Here is a 16,453-nt window from a genome sequence, read left to right on the forward strand (position 1 = left end):
AGCCGGTCTGTGTCTCGGGGTCAATCACGGTCAATGCGAGTCACCCCAGCCACGGTCTTCTGGCCGACCTCGACCGCGACCTCCACGCCCTCCGGCAGGTACAGGTCGACACGCGAGCCGAAGCGGATCAGACCGATGCGCTCGCCCTGCTCGACCTTGGTGCCCTCCGGGATGTACGGCACGATGCGGCGGGCCACGGCACCGGCGATCTGGATCATCTCGATGTCGCCGAGCTCGGTGTCGAAGTGCCAGACGACCCGCTCGTTGTTCTCGCTCTCCTTGTTGAACGCCGGAACGAACCCGCCGGGGACGTGCTCGACGGAGGTCACCGTGCCGGCCAGCGGGGCGCGGTTGACGTGGACGTTCAGCGGGCTCATGAAGATCGCGACGCGGGTGCGCCCGTCCTTCCACGGCATGATGCTCTGCACCACGCCGTCGGCGGGGGAGATGACCCGGCCCGGCGCGATCTCGCGCTCCGGGTCGCGGAAGAACCACAGCATCCCCGCCGCCAGGGCGGTGGCGGGTACGGCGACGGCCTTCGCCGCACCGGAGCGGCGGGCACGGACCAGGCTGACGGCTGCGGTGGCGACGGTCGGGAGAAGCCACGGCGATGCTCCGCGCGCAAGGCGTACGCCGGCGAGGCTGTCGCGAGGTGCAGAGGTTTGGCTGTGGGGCATGGATGACCTTCGTAGCGGATGGTGCCGCGCTTCGACGGGGGGACGGCGGCTTTCCGGCGATCGTAGCGGTTCAAGGCCACAACTGGGTAAGCCAGGATGCCGAGTCGGCAACGGAGAAGAGTTGACGGGGTGTGATCTTCTCTAGGAAGAAAACACCCCCAACCCGGACATCTAGCCCTGGAATCGATACTCTTCGAGCAGTCTGCGGCCGATGATCATCTTCTGGATCTCGGCCGTGCCTTCACCGATGAGCAGCATCGGGGCCTCCCGGTAGAGGCGCTCGATCTCGTACTCCTTGGAGAAGCCGTAGCCGCCGTGGATCCGGAAGGCGTCCTCCACGACTTCCTTGCAGTATTCGGAGGCGAGGTACTTCGCCATCCCTGCTTCGAGGTCGTTTCGCTCCCCGGAGTCCTTTTTGCGTGCCGCGTTCACCATCATCGCATGCGCGGCCTCGACCTTGGTAGCCATCTCGGCCAGCTTGAACTGGATGGCCTGGTGCTGGGCGATCGGCTTGCCGAAAGTGTGACGCTGCTGGGCGTACTGGACGCCGAGCTCGAAGGCACGCTGGGCGACGCCGCAACCGCGGGCTGCGACATTGACGCGACCCACCTCCACGCCGTCCATCATTTGGTAAAAACCTCGGCCGGTGACCCCGCCGAGCACCCGATCGGCGGGAATCCGCAGGCCATCCATGATCAGCTCGGTGGTGTCCACCCCCTTGTAGCCCATCTTCTCGATCTTGCCGGGGATGGTCAGGCCGGGGCGGACCTCACCGAAGCCGGGCTCCTTCTCGACCAGGAAGGTGGTCATGGACCGGTGGGGCGCGGTGCCCTCGGGGTGTCCTTCGTCACTCTTCACCAGGACGGCCACGAGGGACGACGTTCCGCCGTTCGTCAGCCACATCTTCTGGCCGTTCAGGACGTACTCGTCGCCGTCCCGCACCGCCTTCGACGTGATCGCCGACACGTCGGAGCCCAGACCCGGCTCCGACATCGAGAAGGCGCCCCGGATGTCGCCGGCCGCCATCCGCGGCAGGAAGTGGTCCTTCTGCTCCTGCGTGCCGTGCTGCTTGAGCATGTACGCCACGATGAAGTGCGTGTTGATGATGCCGGACACCGACATCCAGCCGCGGGCGATCTCCTCCACGCACAGCGCGTAGGTCAGGAGCGACTCGCCCAGACCCCCGTACTCCTCGGGGATCATCAGGCCGAACAGGCCGAGTTCCTTCAGTCCGTCGACGATCGCCTGCGGGTACTCGTCGCGGTGCTCCAGCTCGGTGGCGACCGGGATGATCTCCTTGTCCACGAAGTCGCGGACCGTGGAGAGGATCTCCTGCTGGACGTCGGTCAGACCGGCGGTCTGGGCGAGACGGGCCATGACTACTTCTCCTGCTCCTTGAGCTCGGGGCGGCCCGGCTGCTCGCCGCCGCGCTCCTTGATGTACGTCTCGGTCGGGACCATCACCTTGCGGCGGAAGACGCACACCAGGGTGCCGTCCTGCTTGTAGCCCTTGGTCTCGACGTAGACGATGCCGCGGTCGTTCTTCGACTTCGACGGCCACTTGTCCAGCACGGTCGTCTGGCCGTAGACCGTGTCGCCGTGGAAGGTGGGCGCCACGTGCTTGAGCGACTCGATCTCCAGGTTGGCGATCGCCTTGCCGGAGATGTCCGGCACGCTCATGCCGAGCAGCAGCGAGTAGATGTAGTTCCCGACGACGACGTTCTTGCCGAAGTCCGTCGTCTTCTCCGCATAGTTGACGTCCATGTGGAGCGGGTGGTGGTTCATGGTGAGGAGGCAGAACAGGTGGTCGTCGTACTCCGTGACCGTCTTGCCCGGCCAGTGCTTGTACGTCGCCCCGACCTCGAACTCCTCGTAGGTGCGTCCGAACTGCATCGCCGTCACGCCTCCGGGATCTCGAACTTGCTGGTGCGCTGCATGCCGGCGGCGCGTCCCTTGCCGGAGATGACCAGGGCCATCTTGCGGCTGGCCTCGTCGATCATCTCGTCGCCGAGCATCGCGGAGCCCTTCTTGCCGCCCGCCTCGGACGTGTAGTAGTCGTACGCGTCCAGGATCAGCTCGGCGTGGTCGAAGTCCTCCTGCGACGGCGAGAAGATCTCGTTCGACGCGTCGACCTGGCCCGGGTGCAGCACCCACTTGCCGTCGAAGCCGAGCGCGGCGGCGCGCTGGGCGACCTCGCGGTAGCCGTCGACGTTGCGGATCTGCAGGTAGGGGCCGTCGATCGCCTGGAGGTTGTTGGCGCGGGCGGCCATCAGGATCTTCATCAGGATGTAGTGGTAGGCGTCCGCCGGGTAGCCGGGCGGCTGCTCGCCCACGACCAGCGACTTCATGTTGATCGACGCCATGAAGTCGGCCGGGCCGAAGATGATCGTCTCGACGCGCTGGGAGGCCTGCGCGATCTCGTTGACGTTGTTCAGGCCCTGCGCGTTCTCGATCTGCGCCTCGATGCCGATCTTGCCGACCTCGAAGCCCATGGTCTTCTCGATCTGCGTCAGCAGCAGGTCCAGGGCGACGATCTGCCGGGCGTCCTGCACCTTCGGCAGCATGATGCAGTCGAGGTTCTGGCCGGCGCCCTCGACGACGGTCACGACGTCGCGGTACGTCCACTCGGTCGTCCAGTCGTTGACCCGCACGACCCGGGTCTTGCCGGTCCAGTCGCCCTCGTTGAGGAACTTCACGATGGTGTGGCGCGCCCCGGGCTTGGCGAGCGGGGCGCAGGCGTCCTCCAGGTCCAGGAAGACCTGGTCGGCCGGCAGGCCCTGCGCCTTCTCCAGGAAGCGCGGGTTCGAGCCCGGTACCGCCAGGCAGGAGCGCCGGGGGCGAAGGCGGTTGACCGTGGTCATGCGGGGACCTCCAGGGGGTCGAGCTTGTTCGCTTTCCGGATCTCGTCGACGATGCGGCCGATGATCCCGGTGATGTCGAAGTCCTTCGGGGTGAACACCGCGGCCACTCCGGCGTCCCGCAGCTGGTCGGCGTCACCGTTCGGGATGATGCCACCTGCGATCACCGGTATATCTGTGGCACCGGCCACACGCAGCCGCTCCAGCACGTCCGGCACCAGCTGTGCGTGCGAGCCGGACAGGATGGACAGGCCCACCGCGTGCACGTCCTCGGCGAGGGCCGCGTCCACGATCTGCTCCGGGGTGAGCCGGATGCCCTGGTAGACCACCTCGAACCCGGCGTCGCGGGCTCGCACGGCGATCTGCTCGGCCCCGTTGGAGTGGCCGTCCAGACCGGGCTTGCCGACCAGGAACCGCAGCTTGCCGACCCCGAGGTCCCGGGCGGTCAGCTCGACCTTGCGGCGCACCTCACCCAGCGCGGAGCCCTCCGCGGCGGCGACCGCCACCGGCGCGGACGACACGCCGGTCGGCGCCCGGAACTCCCCGAACACCTCGCGCAGCGCGCCCGCCCACTCCCCGGTCGTGACGCCGGCGCGGGCGCACTCCAGGGTGGCCTCCATGAGGTTGCCGGTGCCCTTGGCGGCCTCCTTCAGCCGCTCCAGCGCCTTGCACGGGCGCGGGTGGTTGAACGGCGGCTGGTAGCGGGTGTCCCGCCAGTGCTGGAGCGAGGCGACGACCCGGGCCTCGACGGCCGGGTCGACCGTCTGGATCGCGGTGTCCAGATCGGCGGTCAGCGGGTTCGGCTCGGTCGTCTCGAAGATGTTGACACCGACGATCTTCTCCTCGCCGGACTCGATCCGGGCCCGGCGCTCCGCGTGCGAGGCCACCAGCTGCGACTTCAGGTAGCCGGACTCGACGGCGGCCATCGCGCCGCCCATCTCCTGGATCCGCTCGATCTCCGCGAGCGAGTCCTCGACCAGCTGCGTCACCTTCGCCTCGATCACCTTCGAGCCCTCGAAGATGTCGTCGTACTCCAGCAGGTCGCTCTCGTGGGCGAGGACCTGCTGGATGCGCAGCGACCACTGCTGGTCCCAGGGCCGGGGCAGGCCCAGCGCCTCGTTCCAGGCCGGCAGCTGCACGGCACGCGCGCGTGCGTCCTTGGAGAGGGTGACGGCCAGCATCTCCAGGACGATCCGCTGGACGTTGTTCTCCGGCTGCGCCTCGGTCAGGCCGAGCGAATTCACCTGGACGCCGTAGCGGAAGCGGCGCTGCTTGGGGTTCTCGATGCCGTAGCGCTCGCGGGTGATCCGGTCCCAGATGCGGCCGAAGGCGCGCATCTTGCACATCTCCTCGACGAAGCGGACGCCCGCGTTGACGAAGAAGGAGATCCGGGCGACCACGTCGCCCATGCGCTCCTCGGGCACCTGGCCGCTGTCGCGCACGGCGTCGAGTACGGCGATCGCGGTGGACATCGCGTACGCGATCTCCTGGACCGGCGTGGCGCCCGCCTCCTGCAGGTGGTAGCTGCAGATGTTGATCGGGTTCCACTTCGGGATGTGGGAGACCGTGTACGCGATCATGTCCGTCGTCAGGCGCAGACTCGGCCCCGGCGGGAACACGTGGGTGCCCCGGGACAGGTACTCCTTGACGATGTCGTTCTGGGTCGTCCCCTGGAGCTTGGTGATGTCCGCGCCCTGCTCCTCCGCGACGACCTGGTAGAGCGCCAGCAGCCACATGGCGGTGGCGTTGATCGTCATCGAGGTGTTCATCTGCTCCAGGGGGATGTCCTGGAACAGCCGGCGCATGTCACCGAGGTGCGCGACGGGCACGCCGACCCGGCCGACCTCGCCGCGGGCGAGGATGTGGTCGGAGTCGTAGCCGGTCTGCGTCGGCAGGTCGAACGCGACCGACAGGCCGGTCTGGCCCTTGGCGAGGTTGCGCCGGTACAGCTCGTTGGACGCCTCGGCCGTGGAGTGACCGGCGTAGGTCCGCATGAGCCACGGCCGGTCCTTCTCCCGCTTGCCTTCGGCGGGCTGACGCTCAGTCATCTATGACCTCGGGTGTCTCAGATGTTGCGGAAGCGGTTGATGGCGTCGATGTGCTTGGCGCGCATCTCCGGGTCGCGCACGCCCAGGCCCTCCTCGGGGGCGAGGCACAGCACGCCGACCTTGCCCTGGTGGAGGTTGCGGTGCACGTCGTACGCGGCCTGGCCGGTGTTCTCCAGGGAGTACACCTTCGACAGGGTCGGGTGGATCTTGCCCTTCGCGATCAGCCGGTTGGCCTCCCAGGCCTCGCGGTAGTTGGCGAAGTGCGAGCCGATGATCCGCTTCAGCGACATCCACAGGTAGCGGTTGTCGTACTCGTGCATGTAGCCCGAGGTCGAGGCGCAGGTGGTGATGGTGCCGCCCTTGCGGGTGACGAACACGCTCGCGCCGAAGGTCTCGCGGCCGGGGTGCTCGAAGACGATGTCGATGTCCTCGCCGCCGGTCAGCTCGCGGATGCGCTTGCCGAAGCGCTTCCACTCCCTCGGGTCCTGGGTGTTCTCGTCCTTCCAGAACTTGTAGCCCTCGGCGTTGCGGTCGATGATCGCCTCGGCGCCCATGGAGCGGCAGATGTCCGCCTTCTGCGGCGAGGAGACGACGCAGATCGGGTTGGCGCCGCCGGCGAGGGCGAACTGGGTGGCGTAGGAGCCGAGGCCGCCGCTGGCGCCCCAGATCAGCACGTTGTCGCCCTGCTTCATGCCGGCGCCGTTGCGGGAGACCAGCTGCCGGTAGGCGGTGGAGTTCACCAGGCCCGGGGCGGCGGCCTCCTCCCAGCTGAGGTGGCCGGGCTTCGGCATCAGCTGGTTGGACTTGACGAGGGCGATCTCGGCGAGGCCGCCGAAGTTGGTCTCGAAGCCCCAGATGCGCTGCTCCGGGTCGAGCATGGTGTCGTTGTGGCCGTCCGAGGACTCCAGCTCGACGGACAGGCAGTGCGCGACGACCTCGTCACCGGGCTGCCAGGCGTTGACGCCCGGGCCGGTGCGCAGGACGACGCCCGCGAGGTCGGAGCCGATGATGTGGTACGGCAGGTCGTGGCGCTTGGCCAGCTCGCTGGTGCGGCCGTAGCGCTCCAGGAACCCGAAGGTGGACAGCGGCTCGAAGATCGACGTCCACACCGAGTTGTAGTTCACCGAGGAGGCCATGACGGCCACCAGGGCCTCGCCCGGGCCGAGCTCGGGCAGCGGGACCTCGTCCAGGTGGATCGACTTGCGCGGGTCCTTCTCGCGGGTCGTCATGCCCGCGAACATCTCCGTCTCGTCCTTGTGCACGGTGATCGCGCGGTACGACTCGGGCAGCGGCATGGCGGCGAAGTCGGCCGGCGTGGAGTCGGGCGACTGGATCGCGTCCAGGATGTCCTTCACGGTCACGGTGTTGCCTCCGGCGGTGAGCGCCCTGAGGGAGGGGCGCTGAGGGTTACGTCGGTCCTGCTTGGGGGTTTGGGGAAGTGCCGTCGGTTCGGCTGGGTGGTGCTGTTCGGCGGCGCTTTGTGGCGCGGGAGGGTGCCTGTGACGCAGGCGTCCGGGCGTACAGGCGATGGCCTGCCGGGACAGCCCGGACACCTTCAACGTATGGCACGGCGTGTCACCCCGCAAGGCACTGGGTGCCAGAACTTGCTCTCAGATGAAATCTTTACGTAACAGATGAGCGATGATCGATCGAACGGCCGCCGGAAGGGGTGAAAAAAAGGACGCCGGCATGCAAAAACGGCCACCCGGAGGGTGGCCGTTGTCACAGGGTCCGCAGGCGCTCAACGCTCCTTGAGCGCCTGCTCGATGGTGCGCATCACCTCGTCCAGCGAGGCGTCGGTCCGGGCGACGGTGACCAGCACCTCGCCCTGCGTGGTGGCCGCCGCGGCCGGGCCGGCGGGCTGCGGGGCGCCGCCGCGGCCCGCCCCGATGCCCGTCCCGAACGTCTTGCGGACGATCGCGAAGGCGTGGTCGAGCTGCGCCTCCACATCGCCCTGGCCGCCCGCCCGCAGCCAGCGCCGCAGCACGTGGTTGTGCGCGGTGACCACGGCCGAGGCGGCCACCTCGGCGAGCAGCGGGTCGTCGTTGGCGTCGTCGTCGTGCGCGTGCTCGTCGAAGTGACCGAGCAGATAGCGGGTGAACAGGCGCTCGTAGCGGGCCACCGACGCGATCTCCGCCTCGCGCAGGGTGGGCACCTCGCGCGTCAGCTTGTAGCGGGCGACCGAGATGTCCGGCCGGGCCGCGTACATCTTCATCACTTCCTTGATCCCGCGGCACACCGTGTCGAGCGGATGCTCGTGCGCGGGCGCCGCGTTGAGCACCGCCTCGGCGCGGACCAGGGTGTCGTCGTGGTCGGGGAAGATCGCCTCTTCCTTGGAGCGGAAGTGGCGGAAGAAGGTGCGGCGGGCGACCCCGGCCTGGGCCGCGATCTCGTCGACGGTGGTCGCCTCGTACCCCTTGGTCGCGAACAGCTCCATCGCGGCGGCCGCCAGCTCCCGGCGCATCTTGAGCCGCTGGGCGGCGGCGCGACCGCCCGCGGCACTCTCCGGCGCGTCGGGCGTGGCTGGTGTACGTGAGGACTTGGCGGGCTGGGACATGACCCGAACGTACTGCATGTACGCACGCCGGTGCGCGGCTGCCCGGTCCGTCCCGCCCGCGCCGGACGGCGGGCCGCCCGTCCCGGCGGGCGGGGCCGAGCCACCCGGATCGAGCAGCCCGCCCCAGTCCTCACCGGCCCGGAACCAGTCCCCGACGCCCTCAGCGGCGGGCATACTCGCGGAAGCCGCGACCGGTCTTGCGGCCGAGGCAGCCCGCGGCCACCAGGTGCTCCAGCAGCGGCGACGGGGCCAGCCCCGGGTCGCGGAACTCGCGGTGCAACACCCGCTCGATGGCCAGTGAGACGTCGAGACCCACCACGTCCAGCAGCTCGAAGGGGCCCATCGGGTAGCCGCCGCCCAGCTTCATCGCCGCGTCGATGTCGTCGAGGGAGGCGTAGTGCTCCTCCACCATCTTGATCGCGTTGTTCAGGTACGGGAAGAGCAGGGCGTTCACGATGAAACCGGCCCGGTCGCCGCAGTCCACCGCGTGCTTGCGGATCTTCCCGCAGACCTCGTGCACGGTGGCGTGGACGTCGTCGGCCGTGAGGACGGTCCGCACCACCTCGACCAGCTTCATGGCCGGCGCCGGGTTGAAGAAGTGCATACCGATCACGTCCTGCGGCCGCGAGGTGGCGCGGGCACAGGCCACCACCGGCAGCGACGAGGTCGTGGTCGCGAGGACCGCGCCCGGCTTGGCGACCTTGTCCAGCGTCGCGAACAGCTGCCGCTTGACCTCCAGGTCCTCGGCGACCGCCTCCACGGCCAGGTCCACGTCGGCGAACGCGTCGTAGGACCCGGCCGGGACGATCCGCTCCAGGGTCTGCGCCGCCGCCTCGGCGGTCAGCCGGCCCTTGTCCACGGACCGGGCCAGCGACTTGCCGATCCGGGCCTTGGCGGCCTGCGCCTTCTCCTCGCTGCGGGCGGCCAGAACCACCTCGTACCCGGCCTTGGCGAACACCTCGGCGATACCGGAGGCCATGGTCCCCGAGCCCGCCACGCCGACGCTGCGGACCGGCCGGCCGGCCACGGGGCCGCCGTCCTCCAGCGGCGTCAGCGCGTCCCGCACGACGGTGGCGCTGCCGGGAGCCTCGTAGGTGTAGAAGCCCCGCCCCGACTTACGGCCGGTCAGACCCGCCTCGGTGAGCTGCCGCAGGATCGGCGCGGGCGCGTGCAGCCGGTCGCCGGACTCGGCGTACATGGCCTCCAGGACGGTGCGCGCGGTGTCCACGCCGATCAGGTCGAGCAGCGCCAGCGGGCCCATGGGCAGGCCGCAGCCCAGCTTCATGGCCGCGTCGATGTCCTCGCGGGAGGCGTACTTCGACTCGTACATCGCGGCGGCCTGGTTCAGGTAGCCGAACAGCAGCCCGTCCGCGACGAACCCGGGGCGGTCGCCGACCGCGACCGGCTCCTTGCCCAGCTCGACGGCGAGGTCGGTGACCGCGGCGACGGCCTGCGGCGCCGTCAGCACCGAGGAGACCACCTCGACCAGCCGCATCGCCGGCGCCGGGTTGAAGAAGTGCAGGCCCAGCACTCGCTCCGGACGCGCCGAATCGGCGGCGAGCCGGGTGACGGACAGGGCGTTGGTGCCGGTCGCGAGGATGGTGTCGGGACGCACGATCCCGTCCAGCTCACGGAAGATCTGGTGCTTGGTCTCGTACGACTCCGGCGCCACCTCGATGACGAGGTCGGCGTCGGCCGCCGCCCGCAGGTCGGTGGCCGTGCGCACCCGGCCGAGCAGCTCGGCGCGCTCCTGGTCGGTGAGGCGGCCGCGCTCCACGGAGCGGGCGGTGGCGGCCTCCAGGGCGGCGACGGCCTTCGCGGCCTGCGCCTCGCTGACGTCGATGCCGATCACCTCACGGCCGGCCTGGGCCAGCACCTCGGTGATGCCGGTGCCCATGGTGCCGAGGCCGACGACGGCGACGGTCGTGAGCGGGGACAGGGAGGGGTCGGACTGGGGAGTGGCCATCGCGGGACTCCAGTGATGAGGGTGACGACTGGGAGCGCGCCCGGGTGCGCCGAGGGGGCGCACCGGGTGCGTGAGAACACGAGTACGTGCTGGTGAATGCGGGTGTTGCCGGGCTGCGAGCGCACACGCCCGGTGCCTGCCGTCGCCTGCGGGCGCGCACACGCCCCAAGGGGGAGACGGCGGGGGTCCGACCGGCCCTGTCCCGGGGCCGGGTCGTGCGGTACGAGACGTACCGAACCGACTGCTCTCACGGCGGCTGCGTCACCAGGCCGTCGTGAGGGGGTTGCGAGTGGGTGACTCGCTCGTCTGAGCTTAACTGCCGGGTAACGAGCGCGCCACCCCCCGGTCTTTGTGATCTGGCTCCCGCCGCTTCCGCGGTTGCCTACCCTCGGCGTCATGGACGAAGAGTTGCGATCACTCACGGAGCGTCTACGACGGGAGTCGGGCGGGACCCACGCCTTCGAGCAGCTGGCCGCCACCGAGGACACCGACGAACTCGCGGGTGTGCTCACCGAGCCCGGCCGGCCGCTGTGGGCCCGGGAGCTGGCCGCCTTCCGGCTGGGCACGGCGGGGGACCGGCGCGCCTTCGAGTCCCTTGTCCTGCTGCTCAACCACCGCGACCCGCCCCGCTGCGCCTCGGCGGCGCGGGCCCTGGCCCGGCTCGGAGACCCCCGCACCGCCCGCGCGGCCGCCGCTCTGGCCACCAACGAGCTGCGCGTCGCCTACGCCCTGCACCCGGTCCGGCTGCTGGTGGAGCTGCGCGCGCCGGAGTCCGTCCCGGCCCTGGTCACCACCCTGCGCCGCCGCCTCACCCCGCACGACCCCTACCGGCGCGTCGCGCTCGCCTGCGTGGAGGGTCTCGGCGAACTGGCCGACCCCGGCGCCCGACCCGTCCTGGAGGACGCCCTCGCGCACCCGGCCCTCGCCGAGGCGGCGGTCCACGCCCTCGCCCGCATTCCCGGCCCGAGGCGGCACGGACCCTAGGGTCCTTCTGACGGTCGTCCAAGACGCCGCGGAGAACCGTCAGCCGGAGCCGGGACCGTCAGGGACCGCACGTAGCGCACCTCGGGAACCCGGACTCCGGCCACCTGGAACGGCTCCTCGGCGCCGTCGGCCCGGAAACCGGCCCGTTCGTAGAAGCGGCGCGCCCGTTCGTTGCCCGCGAGGACCCAGAGGAACATGCGCGGGTGGCCGAGGGCGGCGCGGCGGCGCAGCGACTCCTGGAGGAGTGTGTGCCCGACACCGGTCCCCAGGTGGTCCGGGTCGACGTAGAGGGCGTACAACTCGGCGTCCTCCGTGCGCTGTTCGCCGTCCCGGTACGGGCCGTGCGCCGCCCAGCCGACGATCCGGCCGGTGCCCGCCGGCTCGGCGACGAGGTCCGACGCGCCTGCGTCGGCCCGCGCCAGCCGTGCCCGGAGCCGGTCGGCGTCCTCGGCCGGGTCGAGGGCGTCCAGATAGGACGGGGGGACCAGGCCCCGGTACGCGAACTGCCAGCCCCGGACGCGGATCGAGCCGACGTGGCCGCAGTCCGCCGCGGTCATCTGCCGGACCAGCAGCGGCGGCGACGTCATCGGCCCACCACCGCCAGGGCCTCGATCTCCATCAGGAACTCCGGCCGGACCAGGGCCGCGACCTGGACGGCCGAGGAGGCCGGGAGCCGGTCGTCGGGCAGGTGGGCGGCGCGGGCCGCGCGGACGGCCGGCATATGGCCCATGTCCGTGACGAAGTAGGTGAGTTTGACGACGTCGTCGAAGCCGGCCCCGGCCGCGGCCAGGCACCGCCGCAGGTTCTCGAACACCTGGCGGGCCTGGGCTTCCGGGTCGCCCTCGCCGACGATCCGGCCGGCCTCGTCCAGAGGCAGTTGTCCGGAGACCGCGACGATGCGGCCGGTGCCGAGGACGACATGCGAGTACTGCGCGGCGGGGGCGACACCCTCGGGGACGGCGATCCTGGTCAGCTCACTCATGCGTCCATGGTGGACCACGGGTCCGACAACGCCCGCCACCGAGGGACCACCGGGACCCGGTACGCCCGGCGGCCGGTCAGCCGCGGAAGCCCAGCAGGCCGTGCAGCACCGAACCGCGCGCCGTGCCGGTGGCGACCTTGGAGGCCAGGGGCTTCGGGTCCGGCTGTGCGGTGCACTCCGCGTCGACCTCGCCGGGGCCCCGCGGCACCGTGCCGTCGGTCAGGTAGCGCGCCAGGTGCTCGTCCAGGCAGTCGTTCCCGCTCAGCGTGATGCCGTGGTTGCCGCCGCCCCGCTCCACGACGAGGCTGGAGCCGCTCAGCAGCGCGTGCATCATGGCGCCGCCCTCGTACGGGGTCGCCGCGTCCTCGGTCGCCTGGAACAGCAGCACCGGCGGCAGCGCGTCGTTGAGGACGTTCAACGGGCTCAGCGCGCCGGTCGGCCAGAACGCGCACGGCGCGTTGTACCAGGCGTTGTTCCAGGTCAGGAAGGGAGCCTTGCGGTACACCGCCCAGTTGTCCGACCGCCACCGCGACCAGTCGGCCGGCCAGGTCGCGTCCCGGCACTCCACCGCCGTGTAGACGCTGTAGCCGTTGTCCCCGGAGGCGTCGACCGCGCCGAAGTTCTCGTACGCCTCGACCAGCGGCTCGTCGTCGCCGTCGTTCACGTACGCGGCGAACGCCTCGGCGAGGTGCGGCCAGTAGCCGTCGTAGTAGCCGCCGGGCAGGAAGGTGTCCTCCAGCTCGGCCGCGCCCACCCGGCCGCCGGCCGGCTTCCGGGCCAGCTCCGCCCGCATCGCGTACCACTCGTCCTCGACCTCGGCCGGGTCGCTGCCGAGCCGGTAGGTGCCGTCGTACCGGGCGATCCAGGCCATCAGCGCGCGGTGGCGGTCGTCGAAGGCGCGGTCCTGGGTGAGGTTGTCCTCGTGCCAGACGCCCGTGGGGTCCACCACGGAGTCCAGGACCATGCGCCGCACCCGCTGCGGGTAGAGCTTGGCGTACACCGCCCCGAGGTAGGTGCCGTAGGAGTAACCGAAGTAGTTCAGCCGCCGAGCGCCGAGCGCCGCCCGGATGGCGTCCATGTCGTGGGCCGAGGCTCGCGTGTTGATGTGCGGCAGGATGTCCGGGTACTTCCGCGCGCAGGCCTCCGCGAAGGACCTGGCCCGCGCCAGGTTCGCCTCCTCGACGGCGGCCGTGCCCGGCACCGAGTCGGGGCGGACCGGCGTGAAGTGGCCCGGCCGGCAGTTCAGGGCAGGGGTGCTGCGGCCGACGCCGCGCGGGTCGAAGCCGATCACGTCGTACCGGGCCGCCACCGCCTCGGGCAGCGCGGCGGCGACGAACCCGGCGAGGGACAGCCCGCTGCCGCCGGGGCCGCCCGGATTGACCAGCAGAGGGCCCTGGTATTCCGGTGCCGTGTGCGGGACGCGGGACAGCGCCAGGGTGATCTGTTCGCCGCGCGGGTCGGCGTGGTCCAGCGGCACCTTCAAGGACGCGCACTGCAGCGTCGGGTAGGCGGCGGTGGCGCACTTCTTCCAGGTGAGGCCGGGCTCCTCCCCGGTGGTCTTGGCATCCTCCCCGGTGGGCGCGGAGTCCTCCCCGATGAGCCCGGAGCCCTCACCGGTGGGCGCCGGTTCCTTCCAGGTGCGCTCGGCGGCGCGGGCGGTCTGCGTGGCGGGCGACGGGCCGGCGGTCGCGGGAACGGCGGTCAGCGTCCCGGTCACGACGGCGGCGGCTGCGCACAGCGCGGCTGCGCGTCTGTTCATGGGGCCTCCCCAGGACGGAGGGTGTACGGACCGCGTGGGTCACGGCCCTCGCCGCATCGTCCCGACGACACCGCCCTGAAGAACCCGTTCTGGAGATACTTGACCCGATCGGGTCGCCGGATCCGCTCGAACGCGCGCGGGCCGGCGAGAGGAGCCCCTCAGATCAGGGTGAGCTGGGTCGGCCGCGCCCGCTCCGGCTCCAGGGTGGGAGCGGACGCGGCCGCGGCGCGGTGCGCGCCCGCGCGCGTGGGGCCGATCCCGTACTCCTCGGCCAGTTCGTGCACCTGACGGGTGATCCGGCGCTGGTACCACCGGGGGGCGTAGGCGCCGTCCGCGTACAGCCGCTCGTAGCGGGCCACCAGGTGCGGGTGGTGCCGGCCGAGCCACGCCGTGAACCACTCGCGGGCACCGGGCCGCAGATGCAGCGTCAGCGGGGTCACCGAGGTGGCGCCGGCCGCCGCGACGGCCCGTACCGTCGCGCGCAGCCGGTCCGGCTGGTCGCCGAGGAAGGGGATCACCGGCGCCATCAGGACACCGCAGCCGATGCCGTGCCCGGCCAGGGCCCGCACCACGTCCAGGCGTCGCTCAGGGGCGGGCGTGCCCGGCTCCACGGTGCGCCACAGCTCGCCGTCGAGGAAGCCGACCGACACCGAGACACCGACGTCCGTCACCTCGGCGGCCTCTCGCAGCAGCTCCAGGTCGCGCAGGATCAGCGTGCCCTTGGTCAGGATCGAGAAGGGGTTGGCGTGGTCGCGCAGGGCCGCCAGGATGCCCGGCATCAGCCGGTAGCGGCCCTCCGCGCGCTGGTAGCAGTCGACGTTGGTGCCCATCGCGACGTGGTCGCCCTGCCAGCGGGGCGAGGACAGCTGGCGGCGCAGTACCTCGGGGGCGTTCACCTTGACGACGATCTGGGTGTCGAATCCGATGCCGGTGTCCAGGTCCAGATAGCTGTGCGTCTTGCGCGCGAAACAGTAAACGCACGCGTGCGTGCAGCCTCGGTAGGGGTTGACCGTCCACTCGAACGGCATGCGTGAGGCGCCCGGCACCCGGTTCAGGACCGAGCGGGCCCGCACCTCGTGGAAGGTGACGCCGGCGAACTCCGGTGTGTCGAAGGTACGGGTGGTCACCGCGTCCGCGCCGAACAGCGCGGCGTCGGCCGCCCGGCCGTGGCCGGTGTCCGCGGCGAGGTTCTCCCAGCGCATGGCGCCTCCTCGGTAGAGCTGACCACAGAATAGAACACGTGTTCCCTTGATCGTGCGAGGGCGTTTTCTGATCGTTTCGGCAGGACCCGATTTGGGTGCCCGGGGACCGGGGTGGTTGGCTTGCCCCAACCCCGAGAACACAGGACCTGGAGGAGCCCATGGCGCAGGTGGAGGCCACCACGGAGCGGGTCGTCGCGGCGGACCCGGAGACGGTGTTCGACGCGCTCGCCGACTACAGCGGCACGCGCGCGAAGCTGCTGCCCGAGCAGTTCAGCGAGTACGAGGTGCGTGAGGGCGGCGACGGCGAGGGCACCCTCGTCCACTGGAAGCTCCAGGCCACCAGCAAGCGGGTGCGCGACTGCCTCCTGGAGGTGACCGAACCCACCGACGGAGAACTGGTCGAGAAAGACCGCAATTCCTCGATGGTCACCACCTGGCGCGTCACCCCCGCCGGAGAGGGCGGCTCCCGCGTTGTCGTGACCACCACCTGGAACGGCGCCGGCGGCATCGGCGGCTTCTTCGAGCGGACCTTCGCCCCCAAGGGGCTCGGCCGCATCTACGACGTCGTCCTCGCCCGCCTCGCGGCCGAGGTCGAGAAGCCCTCCTGACCGACCGGAATCCCGGGACACCCGGTCCTGTCACCGGTTCGGGTGGTTCTGCCCCCGGGTCGGCCCGGGTCCGTAACTCGTCGCATCTGCCGGGAGTTGCCGCTTCACGCGGCAGACCGCTGGGCAGGTGCGACGAGGGGAGCGGCAGGTGGGCGGGACCACGCTGGAGCGTGACGCGACGACGGCGCCGCCGCTCCCGCCGGACCACCCGGCGCCCCCCGGCCTCGGCCCCCGCCGGGTGCGCCTGGTCTTCCTCGCGCTGATGCTCGTGCCGCCCCTGGCGGCGCTGGAGCAGATGATCGTCGCCACCGCCCTGCCGAGGATCGTCGGCGAACTGCCCGGCGTGGACCGGATGTCCTGGGCGATCACCGCCTACCTGCTCACCGCCACCGTCGGACTGCCCGTCCACGGCAATCTCGGTGACCTGCTCGGCCGCAAGGCGTCTTCCAGTTCGTCATCGTCGTGTCGGTCACCGTGCGGGCCGCCCGGGCGCCCCGTCAGGACATCGAGCTCGCCGCGGGCGCCGTCCTGCGCGGCACGGTGCGCGCCGACGGCGGCCGGGCGGTGCCGGACGCGCGCGTGACGCTGCCGGACGTGGCCGGCGACGTCGTCGGCACCCTGACCACCGGCCCGGACGGCGCCTTCCGGTTCGTCGACCTGGCCCGTGGCGAGTACACCGTGATCGCTTCCGGATACCCGTCGGTGGCCACCGTGCTCCGGGGCGCCGGCGGCGGCCGCACCGAGCGGGACCTGCTGCTCGGCCACGAGGACGGACAGTGCGGCGTACGGCTTTACCCAGCGCGGTGCTGGTGA

Annotated in this window: 15 protein-coding genes and 1 pseudogene; 4 read left to right on the top strand and 12 right to left on the bottom strand. The window is 71.0% G+C overall.

The features are described 5' to 3' along the window. Positions 1-20: 20 nt before the first annotated feature. The 8 genes from ACSLTV_RS14845 to ACSLTV_RS14880 form a co-directional block, all read right to left on the bottom strand. The gene (locus ACSLTV_RS14845) at positions 21-677 is read right to left on the bottom strand and encodes a phosphatidylserine decarboxylase (protein ID WP_432133828.1); all 657 of its coding nucleotides are present in this window, start codon (positions 675-677) and stop codon (positions 21-23) included. A 171-nt stretch (positions 678-848) separates the two neighbouring features. Then, positions 849-2,054 carry an acyl-CoA dehydrogenase family protein gene (locus ACSLTV_RS14850; RefSeq protein ID WP_432133829.1) on the bottom strand — a complete coding sequence of 402 codons (1,206 nt, stop codon included), beginning with the start codon at positions 2,052-2,054 and terminating at the stop codon, positions 849-851. A 2-nt stretch (positions 2,055-2,056) separates the two neighbouring features. After that, the gene (locus tag ACSLTV_RS14855) at positions 2,057-2,569 is read right to left on the bottom strand and encodes a MaoC family dehydratase (RefSeq protein WP_391098049.1); all 513 of its coding nucleotides are present in this window, start codon (positions 2,567-2,569) and stop codon (positions 2,057-2,059) included. A gap of 5 nt (positions 2,570-2,574) precedes the next feature. Next, a complete protein-coding gene (locus ACSLTV_RS14860; RefSeq protein WP_432133830.1) occupies positions 2,575-3,537 on the bottom strand; it encodes an HpcH/HpaI aldolase/citrate lyase family protein in 963 nt (320 codons plus the stop codon). Continuing rightward, the gene (locus tag ACSLTV_RS14865) at positions 3,534-5,582 is read right to left on the bottom strand and encodes a protein meaA (protein ID WP_432156417.1); all 2,049 of its coding nucleotides are present in this window, start codon (positions 5,580-5,582) and stop codon (positions 3,534-3,536) included. Before ACSLTV_RS14865 ends, ACSLTV_RS14860 begins: the two co-directional genes overlap by 4 nt. Positions 5,583-5,599: 17 nt before the next feature. Next, complete coding sequence (gene ccrA, locus ACSLTV_RS14870) at positions 5,600-6,937, bottom strand: crotonyl-CoA carboxylase/reductase (RefSeq protein ID WP_432133955.1); 1,338 nt, start codon at positions 6,935-6,937, stop codon at positions 5,600-5,602. Between the two features lie 386 nt (positions 6,938-7,323). Then, positions 7,324-8,139, bottom strand: coding sequence for a TetR family transcriptional regulator (locus tag ACSLTV_RS14875; protein ID WP_432133832.1), 816 nt, complete (start codon positions 8,137-8,139; stop codon positions 7,324-7,326). Between the two features lie 160 nt (positions 8,140-8,299). Then, a complete protein-coding gene (locus ACSLTV_RS14880) occupies positions 8,300-10,105 on the bottom strand; it encodes a 3-hydroxyacyl-CoA dehydrogenase family protein (protein WP_432133833.1) in 1,806 nt (601 codons plus the stop codon). 396 nt (positions 10,106-10,501) lie between these two features. Here ACSLTV_RS14880 and ACSLTV_RS14885 point away from each other — a divergent pair, with 396 nt between their 5' ends. Further along, positions 10,502-11,089: an adenylosuccinate lyase gene (locus tag ACSLTV_RS14885; protein WP_432133834.1), complete on the top strand. Its 588-nt coding sequence runs from the start codon at positions 10,502-10,504 to the stop codon at positions 11,087-11,089. On the opposite strand, the gene ACSLTV_RS14890 is transcribed toward ACSLTV_RS14885, so the two are convergent. The 4 genes from ACSLTV_RS14890 to ACSLTV_RS14905 all read right to left on the bottom strand — a co-directional run bounded on the left by ACSLTV_RS14890 (position 11,086) and on the right by ACSLTV_RS14905 (position 15,032). Further along, entirely contained in the window at positions 11,086-11,676 is a 591-nt protein-coding gene (locus ACSLTV_RS14890) for an N-acetyltransferase family protein (RefSeq protein WP_432133835.1), read from the bottom strand. The two genes, ACSLTV_RS14885 and ACSLTV_RS14890, sit on opposite strands and share 4 nt — an antisense overlap. Then, positions 11,673-12,071 (bottom strand): RidA family protein, encoded by a 399-nt coding sequence (locus tag ACSLTV_RS14895; protein WP_432133836.1) that lies wholly within the window; start codon positions 12,069-12,071, stop codon positions 11,673-11,675. Before ACSLTV_RS14895 ends, ACSLTV_RS14890 begins: the two co-directional genes overlap by 4 nt. A gap of 76 nt (positions 12,072-12,147) precedes the next feature. Then, a complete protein-coding gene (locus ACSLTV_RS14900) occupies positions 12,148-13,830 on the bottom strand; it encodes an alpha/beta hydrolase (RefSeq protein ID WP_432133837.1) in 1,683 nt (560 codons plus the stop codon). A gap of 158 nt (positions 13,831-13,988) precedes the next feature. Continuing rightward, entirely contained in the window at positions 13,989-15,032 is a 1,044-nt protein-coding gene (locus ACSLTV_RS14905; RefSeq protein ID WP_435612287.1) for an Rv2578c family radical SAM protein, read from the bottom strand. A 158-nt stretch (positions 15,033-15,190) separates the two neighbouring features. Between ACSLTV_RS14905 and ACSLTV_RS14910 the strand changes: the two genes are divergently transcribed. From ACSLTV_RS14910 to ACSLTV_RS14920, 3 genes and pseudogenes are all read left to right on the top strand, one after another. Further along, positions 15,191-15,640 carry an SRPBCC family protein gene (locus ACSLTV_RS14910; protein WP_432133839.1) on the top strand — a complete coding sequence of 150 codons (450 nt, stop codon included), beginning with the start codon at positions 15,191-15,193 and terminating at the stop codon, positions 15,638-15,640. Positions 15,641-15,788: 148 nt separating this feature from the next. Beyond that, positions 15,789-16,223: a hypothetical protein gene (locus tag ACSLTV_RS14915; protein WP_435612299.1), complete on the top strand. Its 435-nt coding sequence runs from the start codon at positions 15,789-15,791 to the stop codon at positions 16,221-16,223. Then, positions 16,109-16,453 (top strand): annotated as a pseudogene (locus ACSLTV_RS14920) (carboxypeptidase-like regulatory domain-containing protein); the annotation flags it as partial. The gene ACSLTV_RS14915 and the pseudogene ACSLTV_RS14920, both read left to right, overlap by 115 nt.

It is taken from the genome of Streptomyces sp. bgisy159 (assembly GCF_965341775.1).
In the GTDB taxonomy this organism is placed as follows: domain Bacteria; phylum Actinomycetota; class Actinomycetes; order Streptomycetales; family Streptomycetaceae; genus Streptomyces.

Bases quoted from the DNA above. Each gene is read 5' to 3' on its own strand.
- ACSLTV_RS14845 (WP_432133828.1), bottom strand. From the start codon at position 677: ATGCCCCACAGCCAAACCTCTGCACCTCGCGACAGCCTCGCCGGCGTA.
- ACSLTV_RS14850 (WP_432133829.1), bottom strand. From the start codon at position 2,054: ATGGCCCGTCTCGCCCAGACCGCCGGTCTGACCGACGTCCAGCAGGAG.
- ACSLTV_RS14855 (WP_391098049.1), bottom strand. From the start codon at position 2,569: ATGCAGTTCGGACGCACCTACGAGGAGTTCGAGGTCGGGGCGACGTAC.
- ACSLTV_RS14860 (WP_432133830.1), bottom strand. From the start codon at position 3,537: ATGACCACGGTCAACCGCCTTCGCCCCCGGCGCTCCTGCCTGGCGGTA.
- ACSLTV_RS14865 (WP_432156417.1), bottom strand. From the start codon at position 5,582: ATGACTGAGCGTCAGCCCGCCGAAGGCAAGCGGGAGAAGGACCGGCCG.
- ACSLTV_RS14875 (WP_432133832.1), bottom strand. From the start codon at position 8,139: ATGTCCCAGCCCGCCAAGTCCTCACGTACACCAGCCACGCCCGACGCG.
- ACSLTV_RS14880 (WP_432133833.1), bottom strand. From the start codon at position 10,105: ATGGCCACTCCCCAGTCCGACCCCTCCCTGTCCCCGCTCACGACCGTC.
- ACSLTV_RS14885 (WP_432133834.1), top strand. From the start codon at position 10,502: ATGGACGAAGAGTTGCGATCACTCACGGAGCGTCTACGACGGGAGTCG.
- ACSLTV_RS14890 (WP_432133835.1), bottom strand. From the start codon at position 11,676: ATGACGTCGCCGCCGCTGCTGGTCCGGCAGATGACCGCGGCGGACTGC.
- ACSLTV_RS14895 (WP_432133836.1), bottom strand. From the start codon at position 12,071: ATGAGTGAGCTGACCAGGATCGCCGTCCCCGAGGGTGTCGCCCCCGCC.
- ACSLTV_RS14900 (WP_432133837.1), bottom strand. From the start codon at position 13,830: ATGAACAGACGCGCAGCCGCGCTGTGCGCAGCCGCCGCCGTCGTGACC.
- ACSLTV_RS14905 (WP_435612287.1), bottom strand. From the start codon at position 15,032: ATGCGCTGGGAGAACCTCGCCGCGGACACCGGCCACGGCCGGGCGGCC.
- ACSLTV_RS14910 (WP_432133839.1), top strand. From the start codon at position 15,191: ATGGCGCAGGTGGAGGCCACCACGGAGCGGGTCGTCGCGGCGGACCCG.